Genomic DNA, 21,710 nt, shown 5'->3' with positions numbered 1-21,710 from the left:
AAAAGCAAGTGTTACATTCGGCCTCGCACTGCTTCTCCAGTGCCCCCTGCACGCCGTCGCCGACGCACTCCCAATTCGAATCAGTACGCGATCCTGTCGCCAATCTTGCGGCGCGGCTTCATTAAGCCAGAAGCTTAATTCCCCCCCTTCTTACATGATTACGTCACTCCCTCTATGAATCTGACAGAACTCAAGCAAAAGCCGATTACCGATCTGCTGGAAATGGCCGAGCAGATGGGCATCGAAAACATGGCCCGTTCGCGCAAGCAGGACGTGATTTTCTCCCTGCTGAAAAAACACGCGAAAAGCGGCGAAGAGATCTCGGGTGACGGCGTGCTGGAGATTCTCCAGGATGGATTCGGTTTCCTGCGTTCGGCAGACGCTTCGTACCTGGCCGGCCCCGACGACATCTATGTCTCGCCGAGCCAGATCCGTCGCTTCAACTTGCGCACCGGTGACACCATCGTGGGCAAGATTCGCCCGCCGAAGGAAGGCGAGCGTTACTTCGCGTTGCTGAAGGTCGACACCATCAACTTCGACCGCCCGGAAAACGCCAAGAACAAGATTCTGTTCGAGAACCTGACGCCTCTATTCCCGAACAAACGCCTGAAGATGGAAGCCGGCAACGGTTCCACCGAAGACCTGACCGGCCGCGTGATCGACCTCTGCGCACCGATCGGCAAAGGCCAGCGCGGCCTGATCGTCGCACCGCCCAAGGCCGGTAAGACCATCATGCTGCAGAACATCGCGGCCAACATCACCCGCAACAATCCCGAGTGCCACCTGATCGTCCTGCTGATCGACGAGCGCCCGGAAGAAGTGACCGAAATGCAGCGCACCGTGCGCGGCGAAGTGGTCGCTTCCACCTTCGACGAGCCGCCGACCCGCCACGTGCAGGTCGCCGAAATGGTCATCGAGAAAGCCAAGCGCCTGGTCGAGCACAAGAAGGACGTGGTCATTCTGCTCGACTCCATCACCCGCCTGGCGCGTGCCTACAACACCGTGATCCCGAGCTCCGGCAAGGTCCTCACCGGTGGTGTCGACGCCCATGCCCTGGAGAAGCCCAAGCGTTTCTTCGGCGCGGCGCGCAACATCGAGGAAGGCGGTTCGCTGACCATCATCGCCACCGCGCTGGTCGAAACCGGCTCGAAGATGGATGAAGTGATCTACGAAGAGTTCAAGGGTACCGGCAACATGGAGCTGCCCCTGGACCGTCGCATCGCCGAGAAGCGCGTGTTCCCAGCCATCAACATCAACCGCTCCGGCACCCGCCGCGAAGAGTTGCTGACCGCCGACGACGAGCTGCAGCGTATGTGGATTCTGCGCAAGCTGCTGCACCCGATGGACGAAATCGCCGCCATCGAGTTCTTGATCGACAAGCTCAAGCAGACCAAGACCAACGACGAGTTCTTCCTGTCGATGAAACGCAAGTGACACTTGCCGTTTGAAGAAAGCGCCCGCTAGGGCGCTTTTTTTTGTTCCGTATTATTTGCATCTGGATGGATGTTGGCGCGGCTGATAACGTCGCGCCACCAAGGAACGCTGTTTCGCAGACTAGTAAGGTTTTTCATGCACACGTTTGGCAATCGCCGCGATATCGATGGATTACGGGCGTTGGCGGTCATTCCCGTCGTACTGTTCCATTTTGGATTCGATGCATTCAGCGGCGGTTTCGTCGGCGTGGATGTGTTCTTCGTCATCTCGGGGTTCCTGATCACCTCGATCCTGCTGCGCGAAATCAGCGCAGGGCGCTTCAGTTTCGTCGATTTCTGGGCCCGTCGCGCGCGCCGCATCATTCCAGCCTTGAGCGTGGTCGTTCTGGCGACCCTGGCGATGGGTTGGCTGTTGCTGACCGCGAAGGATTTTTCCGAGCTGGGCCGCACCGTGCGGTATCAGTCGCTGTTCATCGCCAACATTCTGTTCATGCGCGAGCACGGCTACTTCGAACCCGCCTCGGATCTCAAGCCGTTGCTGCATACCTGGTCGTTGGCGGTCGAAGAGCAGTACTACATCTTCTTTCCGCTGATCATGGCGGTGATGGTGCGCTTTTTCAGGCACTGGCGCTGGATGTTGCTGGGCTTGCTGCTGGTGTCGTTCGGTCTGAACATCGCCTGGATCGAGCACAAGCCGGCATTCACCTTCTTCTCGCTGCCCACCCGCGCCTGGGAACTGCTTTGCGGCGCCATGCTCGCGGTGCTGCCTGCGCCCCGGCAGGCCGTGCGCCCCTGGGTCCACCAGGGGGTAGGGCTTGCCGGCATGCTGGCGGTCCTCGTGGCTGTGTTCACGTTCGATCGGTCCACGCTGTTTCCCGGTTGGGCGGCCCTGCTGCCGGTTTTGGGCACCGCCGCATTGATCTGGTCCGGCGCGCAGGGCCCAGGCCCGGCGGCGCGGCTGCTGAGCCTGCGGCCGCTGGTCTGGGTGGGGTTGCTCTCCTATTCGCTGTACCTGTGGCACTGGCCGGTCTATGTGTATGCCAATGCCGTTTCCACGGACGGGATCCAGCCGCTCGAGGCCTTGGGCTGGATGGGCTTGGCACTCGCCCTGGCCTGGCTGAGCCTGCGCTATGTCGAATTACCGTTTCGGGAAAAACGCCTGCTGGCAGGGCGCATGTCCATATTGGCCGGCGGCTTGGCGGTCATCGTCGCACTGGTGACGATCGGCTCGGCGATCCGCTCCGCCGACGGTGTGCCGGGTCGTCTGAGCGGTAAGGCGCTGGAGTACGCGCAGGCCCGCGAATGGCGAGCCGGGCAGATGAAGTGCATGGTGGTGACGCAGGACAAGTCGATGGACAAAGCGTGCCTGGTCGGCGGAGAACAGGCCAAGCCGCCGACCCAGGCGTTTTGGGGTGACAGCCACACCGCGGCATTGATGCCGGCCATCGAGCGCAATGTCCGCGATGGAAGGCGCTCGGTGTGGCTGTTCAGCATGAGCGCCTGCCCACCGATTCTGGGCGATGAGCCCCGTCAGCGTTGCAAGGACTTCAACCAGCAAACCATGGACAAGGTGCTTGGCCTCGGCATCAAGGACGTGGTGTTGGCGTCCAACTGGAGTTTGTACGTCTACGGGCGTGAAGACGGCGACAAGAAGGTCTTGCTCAATGCCCAAGACGATACCGCCCAGGCGGAGCAGCGCATGGCCGCCGCCATCAAGGCGCGCGTGGCTGCATTGCGAGCAGCTGGGGTGCAGGTCTGGCTGTTCAAGGAGGTGCCGCTGCAGCGCAAGGGCAGCATCAACCGTCTGACCAGTCTGGCGCGGGTGGGGCGTTCGGCCGACGGCTTGGGCCGCCCGCTTCAGGAGCATCTGGCGCGGCAGCGCTTCCTCGGCGGCTTGTTCGCGTCCATGAGCGAAGCCGATCCGGGCGTCCATGTCATCGATCCGACGCCGCTGATGTGCACCGATGGCGTGTGCAACATCGAGGTCGACGGCGCTTCGCAGTACAAGGACGAAGATCACTTGTCCGATGCGGGGAGCGCAAGGCTCGGGCCCCTGTTTGCACCCCTGCTGCTGGGCACGAACCACAACTGAGCGATGCCGAGCGCTGACGGGCTGCTGTTTGCCCGTCAGAGCGGGTAGGATGTACGCCTATTTTCTAACTGGCATGGTCGATGAAATTCAAGGATCTTCGGGATTTCGTGCAGCAGCTTGAGCAGCGCGGAGAATTGAAACGCATTCAGGTGCCTATCTCGCCGGTGCTCGAAATGACCGAGGTCTGCGACCGTACCCTGCGCGCAAAAGGGCCGGCGTTGCTGTTCGAGAAGCCTACCGGCTTCGACATCCCGGTGCTGGGCAACCTATTCGGCACGCCCGAGCGGGTCGCCATGGGCATGGGCGCCGAATCGGTGGGCGAGCTGCGCGAGATCGGCAAGCTGCTGGCGTTCCTCAAGGAGCCCGAGCCGCCCAAGGGGCTGCGCGACGCGTGGTCCAAGCTGCCGATCTTCAAGAAGATCATTTCCATGGCGCCCAAGGTGACCAAGGATGCGGTGTGCCAGGAGATCGTTGTCGAGGGCGACGACGTCGACCTCAACCAGTTGCCGATCCAGCACTGCTGGCCGGGCGACGTCGCACCGTTGATCACCTGGGGCCTGACGGTCACCAAGGGGCCGAACAAGGAGCGCCAGAACCTGGGCATCTACCGCCAGCAGGTGATCGGCCGCAACAAGGTCATCATGCGCTGGCTGAGCCACCGCGGCGGCGCACTGGACTACCGCGACTGGTGCGAGAAGCACCCGGGCGAACCCTTCCCCGTGGCCGTGGCGCTGGGCGCCGACCCTGCGACCATTCTCGGTGCGGTGACGCCCGTGCCCGACAGCTTGTCCGAATACGCCTTCGCCGGCCTGCTGCGCGGCAACCGCACCGAACTGGTCAAATGCCGCGGCAACGGCCTGCAAGTGCCGGCCACGGCGGAAATCATCCTCGAAGGCGTGATCCACCCCGGCGAGATGGCGCCCGAAGGGCCGTATGGCGACCACACCGGCTACTACAACGAAGTGGACAGCTTCCCGGTGTTCACCGTCGAGCGCATCACCCATCGCCGCAACCCGATCTACCACAGCACCTACACCGGCCGACCACCGGACGAGCCGGCGATTCTCGGCGTGGCGCTCAACGAAGTGTTCGTGCCGATCCTGCAAAAGCAGTTCCCGGAAATCGTCGACTTCTACCTGCCGCCGGAAGGGTGCTCGTACCGCATGGCGGTGGTGACCATCAAGAAGCAGTATCCGGGGCACGCCAAGCGCGTGATGCTGGGGGTGTGGTCGTTCCTGCGGCAGTTCATGTACACCAAGTTCGTCATCGTCACCGACGACGACATCAACGCCCGCGACTGGAATGATGTGATCTGGGCCGTGACCACGCGCATGGACCCCAAGCGTGATACGGTGCTGATCGACAACACCCCGATCGACTACCTCGACTTCGCGTCGCCGGTGTCGGGGCTGGGGTCGAAGATGGGCCTGGACGCCACGCACAAGTGGCCGGGCGAAACCACGCGCGAATGGGGGCGCGCCATCGTCAAGGATGAGGCCGTTACCCGGCGTATCGATGAGCTGTGGGACCAGTTGGGAATAGATTGATGCAGGTGACCTTGCAGCCATCCGGGGCCGTGCTTCGGCTCGAACCCGGAGAACGGATTCTGGAGGCGGCGCGGCGCTTGGGCTATGACTGCCCGAGCAGCTGCCGCAACGGCAACTGCCACGTTTGCGCGGCGTTGCTGGTGGAGGGGCGGGTGCGCCAGGACGGCGAGGTTCGCGACCATGGCGAGCTGTTCACCTGCATCGCGCAGCCACTCGAAGACTGCGTGCTGCTGTGGGATGGGGTGCTGGCCTTGGGCGAGCTGCCGGTGCGCACACTGACCTGCACCCTCAGCGAATGCCTGGAAGTCGGCGGCGACGTGTGGCGTGTGCGTCTGCGTGGCCCTGCCGGCAAAACCGTGCGCTACCACGCCGGGCAGTACCTGATGATCGAGCGCGAAGGGGCGAGCAAGGCCGCATTTTCCCTGGCGTCCGCGCCCCATGGCGGGCGCGATCTCGAACTGCACATCCTGGCCCGCGAGGCAGGCGCCAAAGCGCTGATCGAGCAGCTCAGGCGCGAGCGTCTGGCGCGCATCGAGATGCCGTTCGGCGATGCGCACCTGGCCGAACTGCCCGACGGGCCGCTGGTGCTGATCGCCGCCGGCACCGGCATGGCGCAGATGCACAGCCTGCTCGAACATTGTCGGGCGCAGGACTTCGAGCACCCGGTGCACCTGTACTGGGGCGTGCGCCAGCCCGAAGACTTCTACCACATCGAGCACTGGCACGAGTGGGCGCAGCGGCCCAACCTGTTCCTGCACAAAGTGGTCAGTGACGTGTGTGGTTGGGAAGGGCGCTGCGGGCTGCTGCACACGGCAGTATGCGAAGACATCGCCGACCTTGGCGGTGTGCACGTCTATGCCAGCGGGTCGCCCAACATGGTCTACGCCACCCTCGATGCCCTGGTCGAGGCGGGAATGGACGCGCACCAGATGCGCGCCGATGTGTTCGCCTACGCGCCGCGCGGCTGAGGCCGGTTGTCCCCTGATCGAAAGCGAGGCATATCCTCGCTTTGGATGAAAGTTCCGACTTTCTGCCTAACGGCGAATCTGCCAGCGCATCACTGCGTTAGAGTTGGAACCTTCTGTGGTTTCTGGGAAACAGTGGCGGCGTACCATGTCGGCAATCGAATCCGGTCCTTGGCAAGTGTCTTACCCTCCGCGGCTCGATTTCGGTCAACAACTGACCGAAGAGCAGTTGCTCCACTCGATGACGACCACCATGGCGCGCCATGCCGGCGGGCCGGTCTGGTTGTTCGCCTACGGCTCGTTGATCTGGCGGCCCGAGTGCCATGCGCTGGAACGCCAGCGGGCACGGGTGCATGGCTATCACCGTGGCCTGTATCTGTGGTCCCACGCGCACCGCGGTACGCCGCAGACGCCAGGCCTGGTGTTCGGCCTGGATCGCGGCGGTTCGTGCAGCGGTTTCGCCTATCGCCTGGACGACGTCGACCTGCACGATTCCCTGTTGGCGCTCTGGCGGCGCGAAATGCCGTTTCCGGCCTATCGGCCGCACTGGCTCAACTGCCGGCTGGCCGACGGCAGCCGGGTGCAGGCGCTGGGCTTCGTGCTGGAGCGGCATTTGCCGTGCTACGCCGGTAACTTGCCCGACACTTTGCTCGGGGAAATCCTCGCCTGTGCCAAAGGGCATTTCGGCACGACCCGCGATTACGTCGAGCAGACGCTGCAAGCGCTGCGCACGCACCAGATGCCCGACCGCAACCTGGAGGCGCGCTTCAAGCGCTGTCACACACTGCGTCAGGCCTGAGCGTCTGCAACCACCTGCACCACCAGTTTGCCTACGGCCTGGCGCCGGGCCAGCCGCTCGATGGCCTGGCCGGCGTTGGCCAGGGCGTAGGTCTGCGACACCAGGGGCTTGAGCCGGCCGGTGGCGTGCCAGGCGAACAGGCGCTGGAAGTTGGCGGCGTTGGCCTGCGCTTGGCGTTGGGCGAACGCGCCCCAGAATACGCCGACCACCGCAGCGCCTTTGAGCAGGGTCAGGTTGGCGGCGAGCTGGGCGATCTCGCCGCTGGCAAAACCGACCACCAGCAAGCGACCGTCCCAGGCGAGGCCGCGCAAAGCTTGCTCGGTCAGCGCGCCGCCGACCGGGTCGAACACCACGTCCACGCCCTGGCCGGCGGTCAGGCGCTTGATCTCGTCCTTCAAGCTGGCTTGGCTGTAGTCGATCGCTTCGTCGGCCCCAGCCTGCCGGGCCACGGCCAATTTGTCCGGATGGCTGGCGGCAGCGATGACACGCGCGCCCAGGGCCTTGCCGATTTCCACCGCCGCCAGGCCCACGCCGCCCGAAGCGCCCAGTACCAGCAGGGTTTCTTCGGGTTGCAGGCGGCCGCGCTGGGTCAGCGCGTGCAGAGCGGTGCCGTAGGTCATGGCGAAACCGGCGGCTGTGGTGAAATCCATGGTGCCCGGCATCGGCAGCACCTGATGCTGATCGACCGCCACGTACTCGGCAAAACTGCCCCAGCCGGTCAGCGCCATGACCCGGTCGCCGATCTTGAAGCCTTTGACCTGCTCGCCGACTGCGGCCACTACGCCTGCCGCTTCGCCACCGGGCGAGAAGGGCAAGGGCGGTTGGAATTGGTAGCGGCCTTCGATGATCAGCGTGTCGGGGAAGTTGACCCCGGCCGCATGCACCCGTAGCAACACCTGACCCGGCCCGAGGGCTGGTTCGGCAACGTCTTCGAGCACCAGTTGGCTGGCCGGCCCCAGGGCTTTGCATCTCAGCGCTTTCATCGGACTCTTCCTTTGCGGGTCGTGGCCGATAAGTGTAGGAATGCCTCAGGCCCGGTCAACGAGCATGGCCGCAGCTGATGGCACCGCATAAGCCCAGTCTCGGGTGTGCTTGGGTTTGCTTGGCCCGCTGGTTAAGCTGGCGGTCATCTTTAGGAAGGAGCGGAACTGGTGAAAGCGTGGATCTTGATGGTAGTGGCCCTGATGCTGCCCGTAGCGGCCCTGGCCGAGGAAGAGGCCAAGGAAGGCGAGGCGAAAGTGGCCTACTACAGCCTGACACCGCCTTTCGTGGGTAACTACGCGCTGGATGGCAGCGCCAAGCTGCATGTCTACAAGGCCGATGTGGCCCTGCGTGTGACCGGTGCCGAGGCCGCAGCGGCGGTCAAGCTGCACGAGCCCTTGATCCGCAACCAGTTGGTGGCGCTGTTCACCCAGCAGACGGTCGACGGCATGAGCAACGTCGAGGCCAAGGAGCATTTGCGCCAAGAAGCCCTGAAGCAGGTGCAACAAGTGCTGGAAGCCGAAGAGGGCAAGCCGATCGTCGAGGACCTGCTGTTCAACAACCTCATCGTGCAGTGATCGGCTGGGCGGGCCCGCTCAGGTTGTCAGAGCCAGCACCGCCGCCCATTGGGCTGCGCTCACCGGCATCACTGACAGGCGACTGCCTTTTTGCACCAGGGCCAGTTCCGCCAGCGCGCTCTGCTGCTTGAGCAGCCCCAAGCCTAATACGCGGGCAAAGGTGCGCACATGCTTCACGTCCACGGCGCTCCAAGGGTTGTTCTCGGCGCGGGCCTTGGGGTCATGGTACGGGCTGCTCGGCTCCAGTGCGGTGGGGTCGGGGTATGCCGCAGCCACGATCTGCGCGATGCCCGCGATGCCCGGTTGCGGACAGCTCGCGTGATAGAAGAAGAAAGTGTCGCCTAGGCTCATGGCGCGCAGGTAATTGCGCGCCTGATAGTTGCGCACGCCATCCCAGCGGGCCTTGCCCAGTTGGCCCAGCGTTTCGATGGAGAGCTCATCGGGCTCGGATTTCATCAGCCAATGGGCCATAGGAAGTGCTCCGGACAATCCTGGTAATAATCTGTTTCATGAAACCGACCATCGGTCGTTTTCAGCATTTGCCTGGCGGCGCGGGTTAGCGCAGAATGCGCCCGATTTTCAAGCTAGCTGCCCTGATGACGCCTTGCGCAATCGGGCATTTCTGTTTGCCTGGGGGGCAATCGATGAACAAACGCAAACCGGATCTGCTGTGGGTCTTGGTCTTTATCTTCGGCCTCGGCGTCGTGACCACCGGTTATGCGCAAAGCCTGTGGGAGCGCAAGCTCGACGCAGCCTATCAAACCCCTGTAGCGCAGGTGCAAACGCCGCGTTAAGTCGGGCCGCGCGAAGCGTGGGCGGCGGCCAGGTACCAGGCGCTGTCCGTCACCGTGCCTGCCAGCGGCACATCCCAGCTGGCCTGTTGTAGTCGCTCGACCTTCTGACACTCATGGGCCAGCCCCAGCAGCAGCGGCTTGTTCCACGTCGTGCGCCGCGACCGGTACGCCAGGCTGCGGTCGTAGAAGCCGCCGCCCATGCCCAGCCGGCCACCGTCTTCATCGAAACCCACCAAGGGCAACAAGATCAGGTCCAGCGCCCAGATCGGCCGTTGGCGTTTGCGATTGACCACCGGTTCCGCAATGCCGAAACGGTTGGGGCGCAGCCGTTCGCCCGCTTCGAAGCGCTGGAACACCATGTGCGTGCGCGGCCAGGCGTGCAGGATCGGCAGGTACACGCGTTTGCCGCGCTTGTGCGCCTCGCGCAACAACCATTTGGGGTCGATCTCGCCGTCGTTGGGCAGGTACAGGGCGATGTGCCGGGCATGGCGGAACAGCGGGTGCTGGGCCAGTTGCCGGTACAGGCCGCGCGCGGCGTCGCGCTGCTGCACTGCGGTGAGGGCGCGGCGGGCCTTGCGCAGCTGACGTCTAAGTTGGGGACGGGTGAGCGGCGCGGTGTCGGTCATGGCACTGGCGATCCCGGAAGCGGCCGGCGTTGGCGGCGCAGACGAAACGCCCGCCAGGGTAGGCGGGCGAAGGAATTCAGGCTCCCCGATAGGACCGCTATCGGTGTAGCCCTTGAACCCGAAAGTTCAAGGTGGAGATTGCAGGAGGTGTTAAGGCTTTCCGTCGAGCGGACATGCACACCCACCTCAGCGTGCAACCCCCGTGGTTAAGCGTATCGGCTCAGGGACATAACCGACTGGCGCATCCACCAGGGAGTGGCGCCAGTATACCTACCTCAGTCGATTTTGGTACCCGTGTCGTCGGACAGTGCCTGATCGACACGGTCGAGCAGATCGCGTACCTGCTCGCGCGTGGTGCCGGCCGGGGCGGACGCGGGCGACTCCTGACGGTGCAGCAGTTCGTGGGTGATGTTCAGTGCGGCCATGACCGCGATGCGGTCTGCGCCGATCACTTTGCCGCTGCTGCGGATCTCGCGCATCTTGCCGTCCAGGTAGCGGGCGGCACCGACCAGGTTGTTGCGCTCCTCGGGCGGACAGATGATGGAGTAATCCTTGTCGAGGATCCGCACGGTGACGCTGTTGGGTGAACTCATGAGTCTTGCTCCAGGGCCTTGAGGCGCACGATCATCGATTCGACCTTGCGCTTGGCGATCTCGTTCTTTTCGATGAGGTGCGCGCGTTCCTCGCGCCAGGATTTTTCCTGAGCCATTAGGAGTGCGTTTCGCCGTTTTAGTTGCTCGACCCGGTCGATCAGGACTTCGAAGCGGCTCATCAGCCGTTGCAGGTCGTTCTCTTGAGTGGGTTCCACTCGCTTCACTCCGTTGTTGAGTCGCCCGACGATCATGCCTCTGGGCCTGCCGTGCCGGCCACTGCCGATGGTCTTGGCGCGCCTGCCGGTGCTAGGATACGAGCCTTCCATTCTAGACATCGCGCCGTCTGGCGCCTAGTTGCCCATGCCCAATACCAATTCGCCGTACACCGCCTTCGCCAATCTGCTTTCGAGCAACGGCCACCCCGTTTCCCCCGCCGAGCTGCATGGCCTGCTGCTGGGGCGTTGCTGCGCCGGCACCGGGTTCGAGGCCGAGGCCTGGCTGGCCGATGCCGCGCAACTGCTCGAGAACGAGCCCGTCGAGAGCGTGCGCAACGCCCTGCTTGGCCTGCAAGAGATGGTCAAGGGCGAGCTGACCGGCGAAGACATCGCTATCGTATTGCTGCTGCCCGGCGACGAAGCTGCGCTGGAAACCCGCGCCATCGCCCTCGGCCAATGGTGCCAGGGCTTCCTTGCCGGGTTCGGACAGAACTCCGGCGGTCTGGAGCTGAGCACCGACGCCAAGGAAGTGCTGCAGGACCTGGTCGCCATCTCCCAGGTGCAGGAAGCCCTGGAGGAATCCGAAGACGGCGAGAACGACTACATGGAGGTCATGGAGTACCTGCGCGTGGCGCCGCTGCTACTGTTCACCGAGCTGGCCAAGCCTGCCGCGCCCGCGCCCAAGCCCGCCCTGCACTGATCGAACCGGGGGTCGTTTTGCCCATGAGCCACATACCCAAGGCCGAATACGCCCGTCGGCGCAAGGCGCTGATGGCGCAGATGGTCCCCAACAGCATCGCCATCCTGCCCGCAGCGGCCTTGGCGATCCGCAACCGCGACGTCGAGCACGTCTACCGTCAGGACAGCGACTTCCAGTACCTCAGCGGTTTCCCCGAGCCCGAGGCGGTCATCGCCCTGATCCCGGGCCGTGAGCACGGCGAGTACGTGCTGTTCTGCCGCGAGCGCAACGCCGAGCGCGAACAATGGGACGGCCTGCGTGCCGGGCAGGAAGGCGCCATCAGCCTGCACGGCGCCGACGATGCCTTCCCCATCACCGACATCGACGAAATCCTGCCGGGCCTGATCGAAGGCCGCGAGCGGGTCTACAGCGCCATGGGCAGCAACCCGGAATTCGACCGACGCCTGATGGACTGGATCAACGTCATCCGTTCCAAGGCGCGGCTGGGCGCACAGCCGCCCAACGAGTTCGTGGCTCTGGACCATCTGCTGCACGACATGCGCCTGTACAAGTCCGCTGCCGAAGTGAAGGTCATGCGCCTGGCCGCCGAGATTTCCGCCGGCGCCCACATCCGTGCCATGCAGGCGTGCCGCGCGGGGCTGCGCGAATACAGCCTGGAAGCCGAGCTCGACTACGCCTTCCGCCGTGGCGGGGCGAAGATGCCGGCCTATGGTTCGATCGTCGCGGCCGGGCGCAACGGCTGCATCCTGCATTACCAGGAGAACGACGCCCTGCTCAAGGACGGCGACCTGGTGCTGATCGACGCCGGCTGCGAAATCGACTGCTACGCCAGCGACATCACCCGCACCTTCCCGGTCAGCGGGCGCTTCTCGCCGGAACAGAAAGCCATCTACGAGGTGGTGCTCGCCGCCCAGGAAGCGGCCTTCGCCCAGATCGCCCCGGGCAAGCACTGGAACCACGCCCATGAGGCGACCGTGCGCGTCATCACCGAAGGCCTGGTGGCGCTGGGCCTGCTCAAGGGCGAGGTGCAGGCGTTGATCGACAGCGAGGCCTACCGCGCCTTCTACATGCACCGTGCCGGGCACTGGCTGGGCATGGACGTGCACGATGTCGGCGACTACAAGGTCGGCGGGCAGTGGCGCGTGCTCGAACCGGGCATGGCCCTGACCGTCGAGCCCGGCATCTACATCGCCGCCGACAACCAGAACGTCGCCAAGAAATGGCGCGGCATCGGCGTGCGCATCGAAGACGACGTGGTGGTGACCCGCACCGGCTGCGAAATCCTCACCAGTGGCGTGCCCAAAACCGTGGCCGAGATCGAAGCGCTGATGGCCGCAGCCCGCGGTGAGGCGGCATGAGCCGGGTCAACCTGGCGATCATCGGCGGCGGCCTGGTCGGCGCCAGCCTGGCCCTGGCGCTGCAAGCCGGGGCCAAGGCGCGCGGCTGGCGCATCGTGCTGATCGAGCCCTTCGCCCCTGGCGACAGCTTCCAGCCCAGCTACGATGCCCGCTCTTCGGCGTTGTCGTTCGGTACCCAGCAGATCTATCAGCATTTGGGGCTATGGCCACAAATCGCCGTGCGTGCCGAGCCGATCCTGCAGATCCAGGTGTCCGACCGCGGCCGCTTCGGCTCCACCCGCCTCGATGCCAGCGAGGAGGGCGTGCCGGCATTGGGTTTCGTGGTGGAGAACGCCTGGCTCGGCCAGTGCCTGTGGCAGGCGCTGGACCCTGAGGTGGTGACGTGGCGCTGCCCGGCCGAAGTGACCTCGCTGGAGCCCATCGAACAGGGCTATCGCCTGCGCCTGGACGACGACACCCAACTCGAATGCGACCTCGCGGTGCTGGCCGACGGTGGCCGCTCGGCGCTGCGCGAACAGCTCGGCATCCATGTGCGCCACCGCCCCTATGACCAGAGCGCGCTGATCGCCAACGTCACGCCCGGCCAACGCCACGGCGGCCAGGCCTTCGAACGCTTCACCGAGCAAGGCCCGATGGCCCTGCTGCCGTTGCCCGACAACCGCTGCGCGCTGGTCTGGACCCGTCAGGGCATGGACGCCAAGCGCCTGGCCGAACTCGACGAGCGCCCGTTCCTGAACGAACTGCAAGCCGCCTTCGGTTACCGTCTGGGCGGCTTCCGCCAGGTCGGCGCGCGCCACCTGTACCCGCTGTCGTTGATCGAGGCCCAGGAGCAGGTGCGCCCACACCTGGTGGTGCTGGGCAACGCCGCGCACAGCCTGCACCCCATCGCCGGACAAGGCTTCAACCTGTCGCTGCGCGACGTGCAGTCGTTGACCGATGCCTTGCTCGCCGGCCCTGCGGTACCAGGCGACCTGGCCACCCTCGAGGGTTACCTGCGCCGTCAGCGCTTGGACCAGGCCTTGACCGTCGGTTTCTCCGACCAGGTCACGCGCCTGTTCGGCAGCACCGGCACGCTCCTGACCGCCGGGCGCAATCTGGGCCTGCTCGGCCTCGACCTGCTGCCGCCGGCCAAGCGCTGGTTCGCCCGTCAGGCCATGGGCCTGGGCACACGTCCCGACCGAGGCGCTCGATGAGCGACCCGCGCAAGCGCGCACGGCGTGCGCGGACGCTGCGCTGGCTGCTCAACTGCTACCCGCCGTACCTGGGCGCCGGCATCCGCGTACTGTCGATCAGCCCCGACCTGCGGCGCATCGCGGTGCGCATGAAGCTCACCTTCTGGAACCGCAACTACGTGGGCACACAGTTCGGCGGCAGCCTGTATTCGATGGTCGACCCGTTCTACATGCTGCTGCTGATCGAACAGCTGGGCAGCGACTACATCGTCTGGGACAAGGCCGCCAGTATCGACTTCATCGCCCCCGGCAAAGGCCCGGTATACGCCGAATTCGAAATCGACGACGCCTTGCTCGACGAGATCCGCCAGCAGACCGCCACGGGCAAGAAGTACCTGCCCCGGCTTCAGGTCGACATCCGCGACGAAACCGGCGAGCTGGTCGCGCGGGTCGACAAAACCCTATACGTGCGGCTCAAGCCGCAAACGAGGCAGGCGTAGAGCATGGAAATGCGCGCAGATCTGTTGATTGTCGGTGCCGGCATGGTGGGCAGCGCCCTGGCCCTGGCCTTGCGCCACAGCGGCTTGCAGATTCACCTGCTCGATGGCGGCGCGCTGAGCGTCGCGCCGTTCTCGGCCGCAGCCCGTTTCGAACCGCGGGTCAGTGCCCTGTCGGCCGCCAGCCAGCGGATGCTCGAACGCCTGGGCGCCTGGCCGGGCATCGCCGCGCGGCGCGCTTCGCCCTATACCGACATGCACGTGTGGGACGGCACCGGTACCGGGCAGATCCACTTTTCCGCCGCCAGCGTGCATGCGCCGGTGCTCGGCCACATCGTCGAGAACCGCATCGTGCAGGACGCGCTGCTCGAGCGGCTGCACGACAGCGACATCAGCCTGCTGGCCAACGCGCGCCTGGAGCAACTGCGCCACTCGGGCGACGACTGGCTGCTGACCCTGGCCGATGGCCGGCGCCTGCGTACGCCCCTGGTGATCGCCGCCGACGGCGCGCACTCGGCGGTGCGGCGCCTGGCCGGCAGCGAAACCCGCGAATGGGATTACCTGCACCACGCCATCGTCACCAGCGTGCGTTGCAGCCAGGGCCACCAGCGCACCGCCTGGCAGCGCTTCACCGACCACGGTCCGCTGGCCTTCCTGCCCCTGGAGCGCGACGGCGCGCAGGACTGGTGCTCGATCGTCTGGTCGACCACCCCGGAAGAGGCGGAAAAGGCCATGGCCCTGGACGACGGCGCCTTCTGCAAGGCACTGCAAGCGGCATTCGAAGGGCGCCTGGGCGAGGTGCTGGAAGCCGACCCCCGGGTCTGCGTCCCGCTGCGCCAGCGGCATGCCAAGCGTTATGTCGAGCCGGGTCTGGCCTTGATCGGCGACGCAGCCCACACCATCCACCCGCTGGCCGGGCAGGGCGTCAACCTGGGCCTGCTCGACGCAGCGGTGCTGGCCGAAGAGCTGCTGCACGCCAGCGCCCGTGGCGAACGGCTGGCCGACCTCAAGGTGCTGAGCCGCTACGAGCGGCGGCGCATGCCGCACAACCTGGCCTTGATGGCGGCCATGGAGGGCTTCGAGCGCCTGTTCCAGTCCGATCGCCTGGCGCTGCGTTGGTTGCGCAATACCGGGCTCAAGGCGGTGGAAGGGTTGCCCGACGCCAAGGCATCGTTCGTGCGCCAGGCGCTCGGCCTCAGCGGCGACCTGCCGGCACTGGCGCGGCCTTGAACGCTGGACGCGGTAGGTTGCCGCGTCCTGGCAACATCCGGTAACTGCTCTAGGGGTGAGTGGGCAAATAAGAACCACTACCCTTTGCGCCTCTCAAGTCCAGAGGAGCGCTTTCCCATGTTGTCACGCAAGCCCGTATGGGCCGTCCTGGCCCTTTCCCTGTTCGGTGGCGCGGCCCAGGCGGCGGACGAGGTGGTGGTGTACTCCTCGCGCATCGACGAGCTGATCAAACCGGTGTTCGACGCCTACACGGCCAAGACCGGGGTCAAGGTCAAGTTCATCACCGACAAGGAAGCGCCGCTGATGCAGCGCATCAAGGCCGAGGGCCAGAACGGCGTGGCCGACCTGCTGCTCACGGTGGATGCCGGTAATCTGTGGCAGGCCGAGCGGATGGGCATCTTGCAGCCGATCAAATCCAATGCCATCGAGCAGAACATCCCCCCTCAATACCGCGCCTCGTCCGGCGACTGGACGGGCCTGAGCCTGCGCGCGCGGACCATCGTCTACTCGACCGAACGGGTCAAGCCCGAGGAACTGAGCACCTACGAAGCACTGGCCGACGAGCAGTGGGAAGGGCGCCTGTGCCTGCGCACGGCCAAGAAGGTCTACAACCAGTCGCTGACCGCCACGTTGATCGAAACCCATGGCGAGGCCAAGACCGAAGAGATCGTCAAAGGCTGGGTCGACAACCTGTCCACCGACGTGTTCTCCGACGACAACGCCGTGCTGCAGGCCATCGAGGCCGGCCAGTGCGATGTTGGCGTGGTCAATTCCTACTACTTCGGGCGCATGCACAAGGCCAACCCGCAATTGCCGCTCAAGCTGTTCTGGCCCAACCAGAACGACCGCGGCGTGCACGTCAACCTGTCGGGCATCGGCCTGACCCGTCACGCCCCCCACCCCGAAGCGGCCGTGCGTCTGGTGGAATGGATGACCGGTGAGGAGGCGCAGAAACTGTTCGCCGACCTCAACCAGGAATTCCCGGCCAATCCCAAGGTCGAGCCGTCCGCCGAAGTCGCGGCCTGGGGCCGCTTCAAGGCCGACAGCATTCCGGTGGAGGTGGCCGGCAAGCGCCAGGCCGAGGCGATCCGCCTGATGGATCGCGCCGGCTGGCGCTGAGTGCTCCCCGTGCCTGAAGCGTCACGCTTCGGGCATCTCCGACCCCCTTCGACCTGCCACGGCAGCGTCCGCCCACCGAGAAGTCGCCGTGCCCCACATCCCACAACGCCGCTGGTACGTACCGGTCGCCCTGTGCGCTGCGCTTGTGCTGCTGCCGCTGAGCGTGCTGGCGCTGTCATGGCAAAGCATCGACATGCAGATCTGGTCGCACCTGCTCGACACCCAGATGCGGCGCCTGCTGGGCAATACCCTGACGCTGGTGCTGGGCGTGGGCATCGGCGTGCTGATGCTGGGCGTAAGCCTGGCCTGGCTGACCAGCCTGTGCGAGTTCCCCGGCAGGCGCTGGCTCGATTGGGCGCTGATGCTGCCGTTCGCCATTCCGGCCTATGTGCTGGCCTTCGTCTTCGTCGGCCTGCTGGACTTCGCAGGGCCCGTGCAAAGCGCGCTGCGCGAGGCCTTCGGTCCGCTGCGCCTGCCACGGGTGCGCTCCACCGGCGGGGTGATCGTGGTGCTGGTGCTGGTGTTCTACCCTTACGTCTACCTGCTGGCGCGTAGCGCGTTCCTGGCCCAGGGGCGCGGCCTGATGGAAGCGGCGCGCGTGCTCGGGCTGTCGCCGTTGCAAGCCTTCTGGCGTGTGGCCCTGCCCATGGCACGGCCGGCCATCGGCGCCGGGCTGGCCTTGGCCTTGATGGAGACCCTGGCGGATTTCGGCGCGGTGGCGGTGTTCAATTTCGACACCTTCACCACGGCCATCTACAAGACTTGGTACGGCTTCTTCAGCCTCGCCAGCGCGGCGCAGTTGGCCAGCCTGTTGCTGCTGTTCGTCATGCTGGTGCTATACGCCGAGCGACGCGCCCGTGGCGCCGGGCGCACGGGTGGCGAGCGGGCGCGGGTGCAGCCGCTGTATCGGCTGCGCGGCGTCAGGGCGCTGGCAGCGAGCGCCTGGTGCCTGCTGGTGTTCGCCTGCGCCTTCGTGATTCCGTTGCTGCAACTGCTGGTCTGGTGCTACCAGCGTGGTCGGCACGACCTCGACGAGCGCTACCTGGGGCTGGTCTGGCACACCTTGTCGCTGGGCGCGGTGGCGGCGCTGCTCACCGTCGGCGTGGCGCTGTGTCTTGCCTTCGCCCGGCGCCAGGCGCCCACCCCACTGATCCGCAGCGGCGTGGGCCTGGCCAACCTGGGCTATGCCTTGCCCGGCTCGGTACTGGCGGTCGCGTTGATGCTCGCCTTCAGCTACCTGGACAACCAGTTGGTGATTCCACTGTCGCAGTGGCTGGGCGGTGCCGGCGAACCGCTGCTGCTGGGCAGCCTGTGCGCCTTGTTGCTGGCCTATCTGGTGCGCTTCATGGCGGTGGCGTTCGGCCCGCTGGAAAGCACCCTGGCGCGCATCCGGCCGTCGCTGCCCGAAGCCTCGCGCAGCCTGGGCGTCGGCGGCCTGCGGCTGTTCGGCAAGGTCTACCTGCCGCTGTTGGTGCCCGGCACCTTGAGCGCCGCCCTCTTGGTATTCGTCGATGTGATCAAGGAGATGCCTGCGACCCTGCTCATGCGTCCTTTCGGCTGGGACACCCTGGCGGTGCGGGTTTTCGAAATGACCAGCGAAGGCGAGTGGGCGCGCGCCTCGTTGCCGGCGCTGAGCCTGGTACTGGTCGGCCTGCTGCCGGTAGTCGGATTGATCCGGCGTTCCGCGCGGGGACCGGGGCGTGCTCGCTAAGGGTGCCAGGCCGTGTGCATGTGGCTACAATGCGCCGCACTCGCAGCGGCGCGCCTTACAAAATCGGGTAACGATTCAACGTCACCACGCGCCGTCGCCCGCCACGCCCGGAAGGAGAAACCCATGGGACAGCGTACGCCCTTGTATGACCTGCACTTGGCCCTGGGTGCCAAGATGGTCGACTTCGGTGGCTGGGACATGCCCCTGCACTACGGTTCGCAAGTAGAGGAGCATCATCAGGTCCGCAGCGATTGCGGTGTGTTCGACGTTTCGCACATGACCGTGATCGACATCGAGGGCAGCGATGCCACCCGGTGTCTGCAATACCTGATGGCCAACGACGTTGCGCGCTTGGAAGCGCCAGGTAACGCTTTGTACAGCCCCATGCTCAACGAGCACGGGGCAGTGGTCGACGACCTCATCATCTACCGCACCCAAGCCGGCTATCGCCTGGTGGCCAACGCCGCCACGCGCGAGAAGGCCATCGCCTGGCTGCACAAACGCAGCCATGGCTTCGACGTGTCGATCCAGCCGCGTCCGGAACTCGCCATCCTGGCCATTCAAGGCCCCCGCGCACGCGACCGAATCGCCCAACTGCTGAGCAGCGCACGCGCCACGCTGGTTCGCCAGCTGCGCCCGTTCGAGGGCGTGGCGGACGGCGATTGGTTCATCGCCCGCACCGGCTACACCGGTGAGGACGGCCTGGAAATCACCTTGCCCGCCGCGCACGCGCCGAGCCTGTTCTACGACCTGGTCGGCGCCGGCATCGCCCCTAGCGGCCTGGGCGCGCGTGACACCTTGCGCCTGGAAGCCGGCTTCAACCTGTACGGCCAGGACATCGACGAGGCGCACACGCCGCTGACCTCCAACCTCGATGCCAGCATCGCCTGGGAACCGGCCGACCGCGATTTCATCGGCCGCAGCGGACTGCTCGCGGAAATCGACCGCGGCGTGCAGGAAAAGCTGGTCGGGCTGGTGCTCGAAGAACGGGGCGTCTTGCGTGCCCATCAGGTGGTGCGCGTCGCCGGGGTTGGCGAAGGGGAGATCACCAGTGGTAGTTTCTCTCCTACCTTGAGCAAGTCCATCGCCCTGGCACGGTTGCCCATCGCCACCGGCGAGCGTGCCGAGGTGGAAATCCGTGGCAAGTGGTACCCGGTGCGCGTGGTCAAGCCGACCTTCGTGCGCCACGGCAAGATCCTGATCTGAACACCCCCACGGCGGGCCGACCGCTGAGCCTATTTGAGGAAAACACTCCATGAGCAACATCCCTGCCGAACTGCGTTTTGCCGAAAGTCACGAGTGGGCCCGCTTGGAAGCCGATGGCACGGTCACCGTCGGGATCAGCGACCATGCCCAGGATGCGCTGGGCGATGTGGTCTTCGTCGAGCTGGCGGAAGTCGGCAAGGTGTTCGCCGCAGGCGACGCAGCAGGCGTGGTCGAGTCGGTGAAGGCGGCATCGGACATCTATTCGCCGGTGGCAGGCGAAGTGATCGCGGTCAACGAGACGCTGGCCGACAGCCCCGAAGCCTTGAACGAAACGCCCTACGAGGCGTGGATCTTCAAGCTCAAGCCGAGCGACAGCGCCGAGCTGGACAAACTGCTGGACGCGGCAGGCTACCAGGCGGCGATCGGCGAATAACCCGTTCGGTGCAGCGGGTGCGGGTAGCAGGCGAGCCGCAGCCTTTGGCTCGCCCGCACACGTCGCCAATCGCCGTTCGTTCTTTTTTCTGAACGGCCTATTGTCCTATACCCCAGCAGCCGCTTAGCATTCGTTTGAGATTTCAAACGCCTGGTACCCGATACCAGGCGTTTTTCCACAATCAATAATCCGGGAAGTCGACATGCAGCTCAAAGACGCTCAGTTGTTCCGTCAGCAGGCCTACATCAATGGCCAGTGGCTGGATGCGGACAATGGCCAGACCCTCAACGTGACCAACCCGGCGACCGGCGAAGTCATCGGCACCGTGCCGAAAATGGGCACCGCCGAAACCCGCCGCGCCATCGAGGCCGCCGACAAGGCGCTGCCGGCCTGGCGCGCGCTGACGGCCAAGGAGCGTTCCAACAAGCTGCGCCGCTGGTTCGAGCTGATGATCGAGAACCAGGACGACCTGGCCCGCCTGATGACCACCGAGCAAGGCAAGCCGCTGGCCGAAGCCAAGGGCGAAATCGCCTACGCCGCCTCGTTCATCGAGTGGTTCGCCGAAGAAGCCAAGCGCGTTTATGGCGACACCATCCCGGGCCACCAGCCCGACAAGCGTCTGATCGTCATCAAGCAGCCGATCGGCGTCACCGCAGCCATCACCCCGTGGAACTTCCCGGCCGCGATGATCACCCGCAAAGCCGGTCCGGCCCTGGCCGCCGGTTGCACCATGGTGCTCAAGCCCGCGTCGCAGACCCCGTTCTCCGCCCTGGCCCTGGTCGAGCTGGCCACCCGTGCCGGCATCCCGGAAGGCGTGCTGAGCGTGGTCACCGGCAGTGCCGGCGAAGTCGGCGGCGAGCTGACCAGCAACAGCCTGGTGCGCAAGCTGTCCTTCACCGGCTCCACCGAAATCGGCCGTCAGCTGATGCAGGAATGCGCCAAGGACATCAAGAAGGTCTCCCTGGAGCTGGGCGGCAACGCGCCGTTCATCGTGTTCGACGACGCCGACCTGGATAAGGCCGTCGAAGGCGCGATCATCTCCAAGTACCGCAACAACGGCCAGACCTGCGTCTGCGCCAACCGTATCTACGTGCAGGACGGCGTCTACGACGCCTTCGCCGAGAAGCTCAAGGCCGCCGTGGCCAAGCTGAAGATCGGCAACGGTCTGGAAGAGGGCACCACCACCGGCCCGCTGATCGACCACAAGGCCGTGGCCAAGGTCCAGGAACACATCGAAGACGCCGTGTCCAAGGGCGCCAAGGTGCTGTCGGGCGGCAAGCTGATCGAAGGCAACTTCTTCGAGCCGACCATCCTGGTCGATGTGCCCAAGTCCGCCGCCGTGGCCAAGGAGGAGACCTTCGGCCCGCTGGCGCCGCTGTTCCGCTTCCAGGACGAAGCCGAAGTCATCGCCATGTCCAACGACACCGAGTTCGGCCTGGCGTCGTACTTCTATGCCCGCGACATGAGCCGCGTGTTCCGTGTCGCCGAGGCTCTGGAATACGGCATGGTGGGTATCAACACCGGCCTGATCTCCAACGAAGTCGCGCCGTTCGGCGGTATCAAGGCCTCCGGCCTTGGCCGCGAAGGTTCCAAGTACGGCATCGAGGACTACCTCGAAATCAAGTACCTGTGCCTCAGCGTCTGATGCACTGACACGCTTC

22 protein-coding genes and 1 other RNA gene are annotated in these 21,710 nt (G+C 65.3%); 17 read left to right on the top strand and 6 right to left on the bottom strand.

What is annotated here, in order from left to right; translation table 11 throughout:
- The first annotated feature begins 174 nt into the window (after positions 1 to 174).
- The 5 genes from rho (at position 175) to B4M43_RS10650 (ending at position 6,836) form a co-directional block, all read left to right on the top strand.
- Positions 175 to 1,434, top strand: coding sequence for a transcription termination factor Rho (rho, locus tag B4M43_RS10670; RefSeq protein WP_181111034.1), 1,260 nt, complete (start codon positions 175 to 177; stop codon positions 1,432 to 1,434).
- A gap of 135 nt (positions 1,435 to 1,569) precedes the next feature.
- On the top strand, positions 1,570 to 3,525 hold the full coding sequence (locus B4M43_RS10665; RefSeq protein WP_296266803.1) for an acyltransferase family protein: 1,956 nt from the start codon (positions 1,570 to 1,572) through the stop codon (positions 3,523 to 3,525).
- An 80-nt stretch (positions 3,526 to 3,605) separates the two neighbouring features.
- Positions 3,606 to 5,072, top strand: coding sequence for a 4-hydroxy-3-polyprenylbenzoate decarboxylase (ubiD, locus tag B4M43_RS10660; RefSeq protein ID WP_296266802.1), 1,467 nt, complete (start codon positions 3,606 to 3,608; stop codon positions 5,070 to 5,072).
- Complete coding sequence (locus B4M43_RS10655; protein ID WP_296266799.1) at positions 5,072 to 6,040, top strand: CDP-6-deoxy-delta-3,4-glucoseen reductase; 969 nt, start codon at positions 5,072 to 5,074, stop codon at positions 6,038 to 6,040. Before ubiD ends, B4M43_RS10655 begins: the two co-directional genes overlap by 1 nt.
- Before the next feature lie 145 nt (positions 6,041 to 6,185).
- Entirely contained in the window at positions 6,186 to 6,836 is a 651-nt protein-coding gene (locus B4M43_RS10650; RefSeq protein ID WP_296266797.1) for a gamma-glutamylcyclotransferase, read from the top strand.
- On the opposite strand, the gene B4M43_RS10645 is transcribed toward B4M43_RS10650, so the two are convergent.
- The gene (locus B4M43_RS10645; protein ID WP_296266795.1) at positions 6,827 to 7,819 is read right to left on the bottom strand and encodes an NADPH:quinone oxidoreductase family protein; all 993 of its coding nucleotides are present in this window, start codon (positions 7,817 to 7,819) and stop codon (positions 6,827 to 6,829) included. The two genes, B4M43_RS10650 and B4M43_RS10645, sit on opposite strands and share 10 nt — an antisense overlap.
- A gap of 168 nt (positions 7,820 to 7,987) precedes the next feature.
- Here B4M43_RS10645 and B4M43_RS10640 point away from each other — a divergent pair, with 168 nt between their 5' ends.
- Complete coding sequence (locus B4M43_RS10640) at positions 7,988 to 8,395, top strand: flagellar basal body-associated protein FliL (RefSeq protein WP_296266793.1); 408 nt, start codon at positions 7,988 to 7,990, stop codon at positions 8,393 to 8,395.
- Positions 8,396 to 8,413: 18 nt separating this feature from the next.
- On the opposite strand, the gene B4M43_RS10635 is transcribed toward B4M43_RS10640, so the two are convergent.
- Complete coding sequence (locus B4M43_RS10635; RefSeq protein WP_296266791.1) at positions 8,414 to 8,866, bottom strand: EVE domain-containing protein; 453 nt, start codon at positions 8,864 to 8,866, stop codon at positions 8,414 to 8,416.
- A 173-nt stretch (positions 8,867 to 9,039) separates the two neighbouring features.
- Here B4M43_RS10635 and B4M43_RS10630 point away from each other — a divergent pair, with 173 nt between their 5' ends.
- Positions 9,040 to 9,189 (top strand): hypothetical protein, encoded by a 150-nt coding sequence (locus B4M43_RS10630; protein WP_296266790.1) that lies wholly within the window; start codon positions 9,040 to 9,042, stop codon positions 9,187 to 9,189.
- Here the strand turns inward: B4M43_RS10630 and B4M43_RS10625 are convergent.
- The 4 genes from B4M43_RS10625 to B4M43_RS10610 all read right to left on the bottom strand — a co-directional run bounded on the left by B4M43_RS10625 (position 9,186) and on the right by B4M43_RS10610 (position 10,659).
- The gene (locus B4M43_RS10625; protein ID WP_296266789.1) at positions 9,186 to 9,815 is read right to left on the bottom strand and encodes a 5-formyltetrahydrofolate cyclo-ligase; all 630 of its coding nucleotides are present in this window, start codon (positions 9,813 to 9,815) and stop codon (positions 9,186 to 9,188) included. The two genes, B4M43_RS10630 and B4M43_RS10625, sit on opposite strands and share 4 nt — an antisense overlap.
- Positions 9,816 to 9,893: 78 nt before the next feature.
- Positions 9,894 to 10,073: non-coding RNA, 6S RNA (gene ssrS / locus B4M43_RS10620), on the bottom strand.
- 17 nt (positions 10,074 to 10,090) lie between these two features.
- Positions 10,091 to 10,408 (bottom strand): cell division protein ZapA, encoded by a 318-nt coding sequence (locus tag B4M43_RS10615; protein WP_296266787.1) that lies wholly within the window; start codon positions 10,406 to 10,408, stop codon positions 10,091 to 10,093.
- Positions 10,405 to 10,659 carry a TIGR02449 family protein gene (locus B4M43_RS10610; protein WP_296266785.1) on the bottom strand — a complete coding sequence of 85 codons (255 nt, stop codon included), beginning with the start codon at positions 10,657 to 10,659 and terminating at the stop codon, positions 10,405 to 10,407. Before B4M43_RS10610 ends, B4M43_RS10615 begins: the two co-directional genes overlap by 4 nt.
- A 109-nt stretch (positions 10,660 to 10,768) precedes the next feature.
- Here B4M43_RS10610 and B4M43_RS10605 point away from each other — a divergent pair, with 109 nt between their 5' ends.
- From B4M43_RS10605 to gabD, 10 genes are all read left to right on the top strand, one after another.
- Positions 10,769 to 11,323: a YecA family protein gene (locus tag B4M43_RS10605; protein WP_296266782.1), complete on the top strand. Its 555-nt coding sequence runs from the start codon at positions 10,769 to 10,771 to the stop codon at positions 11,321 to 11,323.
- Between the two features lie 23 nt (positions 11,324 to 11,346).
- Positions 11,347 to 12,681, top strand: coding sequence for a Xaa-Pro aminopeptidase (pepP, locus tag B4M43_RS10600; RefSeq protein ID WP_296266780.1), 1,335 nt, complete (start codon positions 11,347 to 11,349; stop codon positions 12,679 to 12,681).
- Positions 12,678 to 13,874, top strand: coding sequence for a 2-octaprenyl-6-methoxyphenyl hydroxylase (gene ubiH, locus B4M43_RS10595; protein ID WP_296266779.1), 1,197 nt, complete (start codon positions 12,678 to 12,680; stop codon positions 13,872 to 13,874). The genes pepP and ubiH overlap by 4 nt, the downstream gene beginning before the upstream one ends.
- On the top strand, positions 13,871 to 14,353 hold the full coding sequence (locus tag B4M43_RS10590; protein ID WP_296266777.1) for a DUF4442 domain-containing protein: 483 nt from the start codon (positions 13,871 to 13,873) through the stop codon (positions 14,351 to 14,353). Before ubiH ends, B4M43_RS10590 begins: the two co-directional genes overlap by 4 nt.
- A 9-nt stretch (positions 14,354 to 14,362) precedes the next feature.
- On the top strand, positions 14,363 to 15,580 hold the full coding sequence (locus B4M43_RS10585; RefSeq protein WP_296267322.1) for a 2-octaprenyl-3-methyl-6-methoxy-1,4-benzoquinol hydroxylase: 1,218 nt from the start codon (positions 14,363 to 14,365) through the stop codon (positions 15,578 to 15,580).
- A gap of 117 nt (positions 15,581 to 15,697) precedes the next feature.
- Positions 15,698 to 16,699 carry an extracellular solute-binding protein gene (locus B4M43_RS10580; protein WP_296266775.1) on the top strand — a complete coding sequence of 334 codons (1,002 nt, stop codon included), beginning with the start codon at positions 15,698 to 15,700 and terminating at the stop codon, positions 16,697 to 16,699.
- 88 nt (positions 16,700 to 16,787) lie between these two features.
- On the top strand, positions 16,788 to 18,410 hold the full coding sequence (locus B4M43_RS10575; RefSeq protein WP_414707829.1) for an ABC transporter permease: 1,623 nt from the start codon (positions 16,788 to 16,790) through the stop codon (positions 18,408 to 18,410).
- Positions 18,411 to 18,533: 123 nt separating this feature from the next.
- Entirely contained in the window at positions 18,534 to 19,616 is a 1,083-nt protein-coding gene (gene gcvT, locus B4M43_RS10570; protein ID WP_296266773.1) for a glycine cleavage system aminomethyltransferase GcvT, read from the top strand.
- A 49-nt stretch (positions 19,617 to 19,665) separates the two neighbouring features.
- Complete coding sequence (gene gcvH, locus B4M43_RS10565) at positions 19,666 to 20,049, top strand: glycine cleavage system protein GcvH (RefSeq protein ID WP_296266771.1); 384 nt, start codon at positions 19,666 to 19,668, stop codon at positions 20,047 to 20,049.
- A gap of 202 nt (positions 20,050 to 20,251) precedes the next feature.
- Positions 20,252 to 21,694 (top strand): NADP-dependent succinate-semialdehyde dehydrogenase, encoded by a 1,443-nt coding sequence (gene gabD / locus B4M43_RS10560; protein WP_296266769.1) that lies wholly within the window; start codon positions 20,252 to 20,254, stop codon positions 21,692 to 21,694.
- The last annotated feature ends 16 nt before the right edge of the window (positions 21,695 to 21,710 follow it).

It is taken from the genome of Pseudomonas sp. UBA6562, from assembly GCF_002434265.1.
Taxonomy (GTDB): Bacteria; Pseudomonadota; Gammaproteobacteria; order Pseudomonadales; family Pseudomonadaceae; genus Aquipseudomonas.
This window is presented reverse-complemented; position numbering and strand designations above follow the sequence as displayed.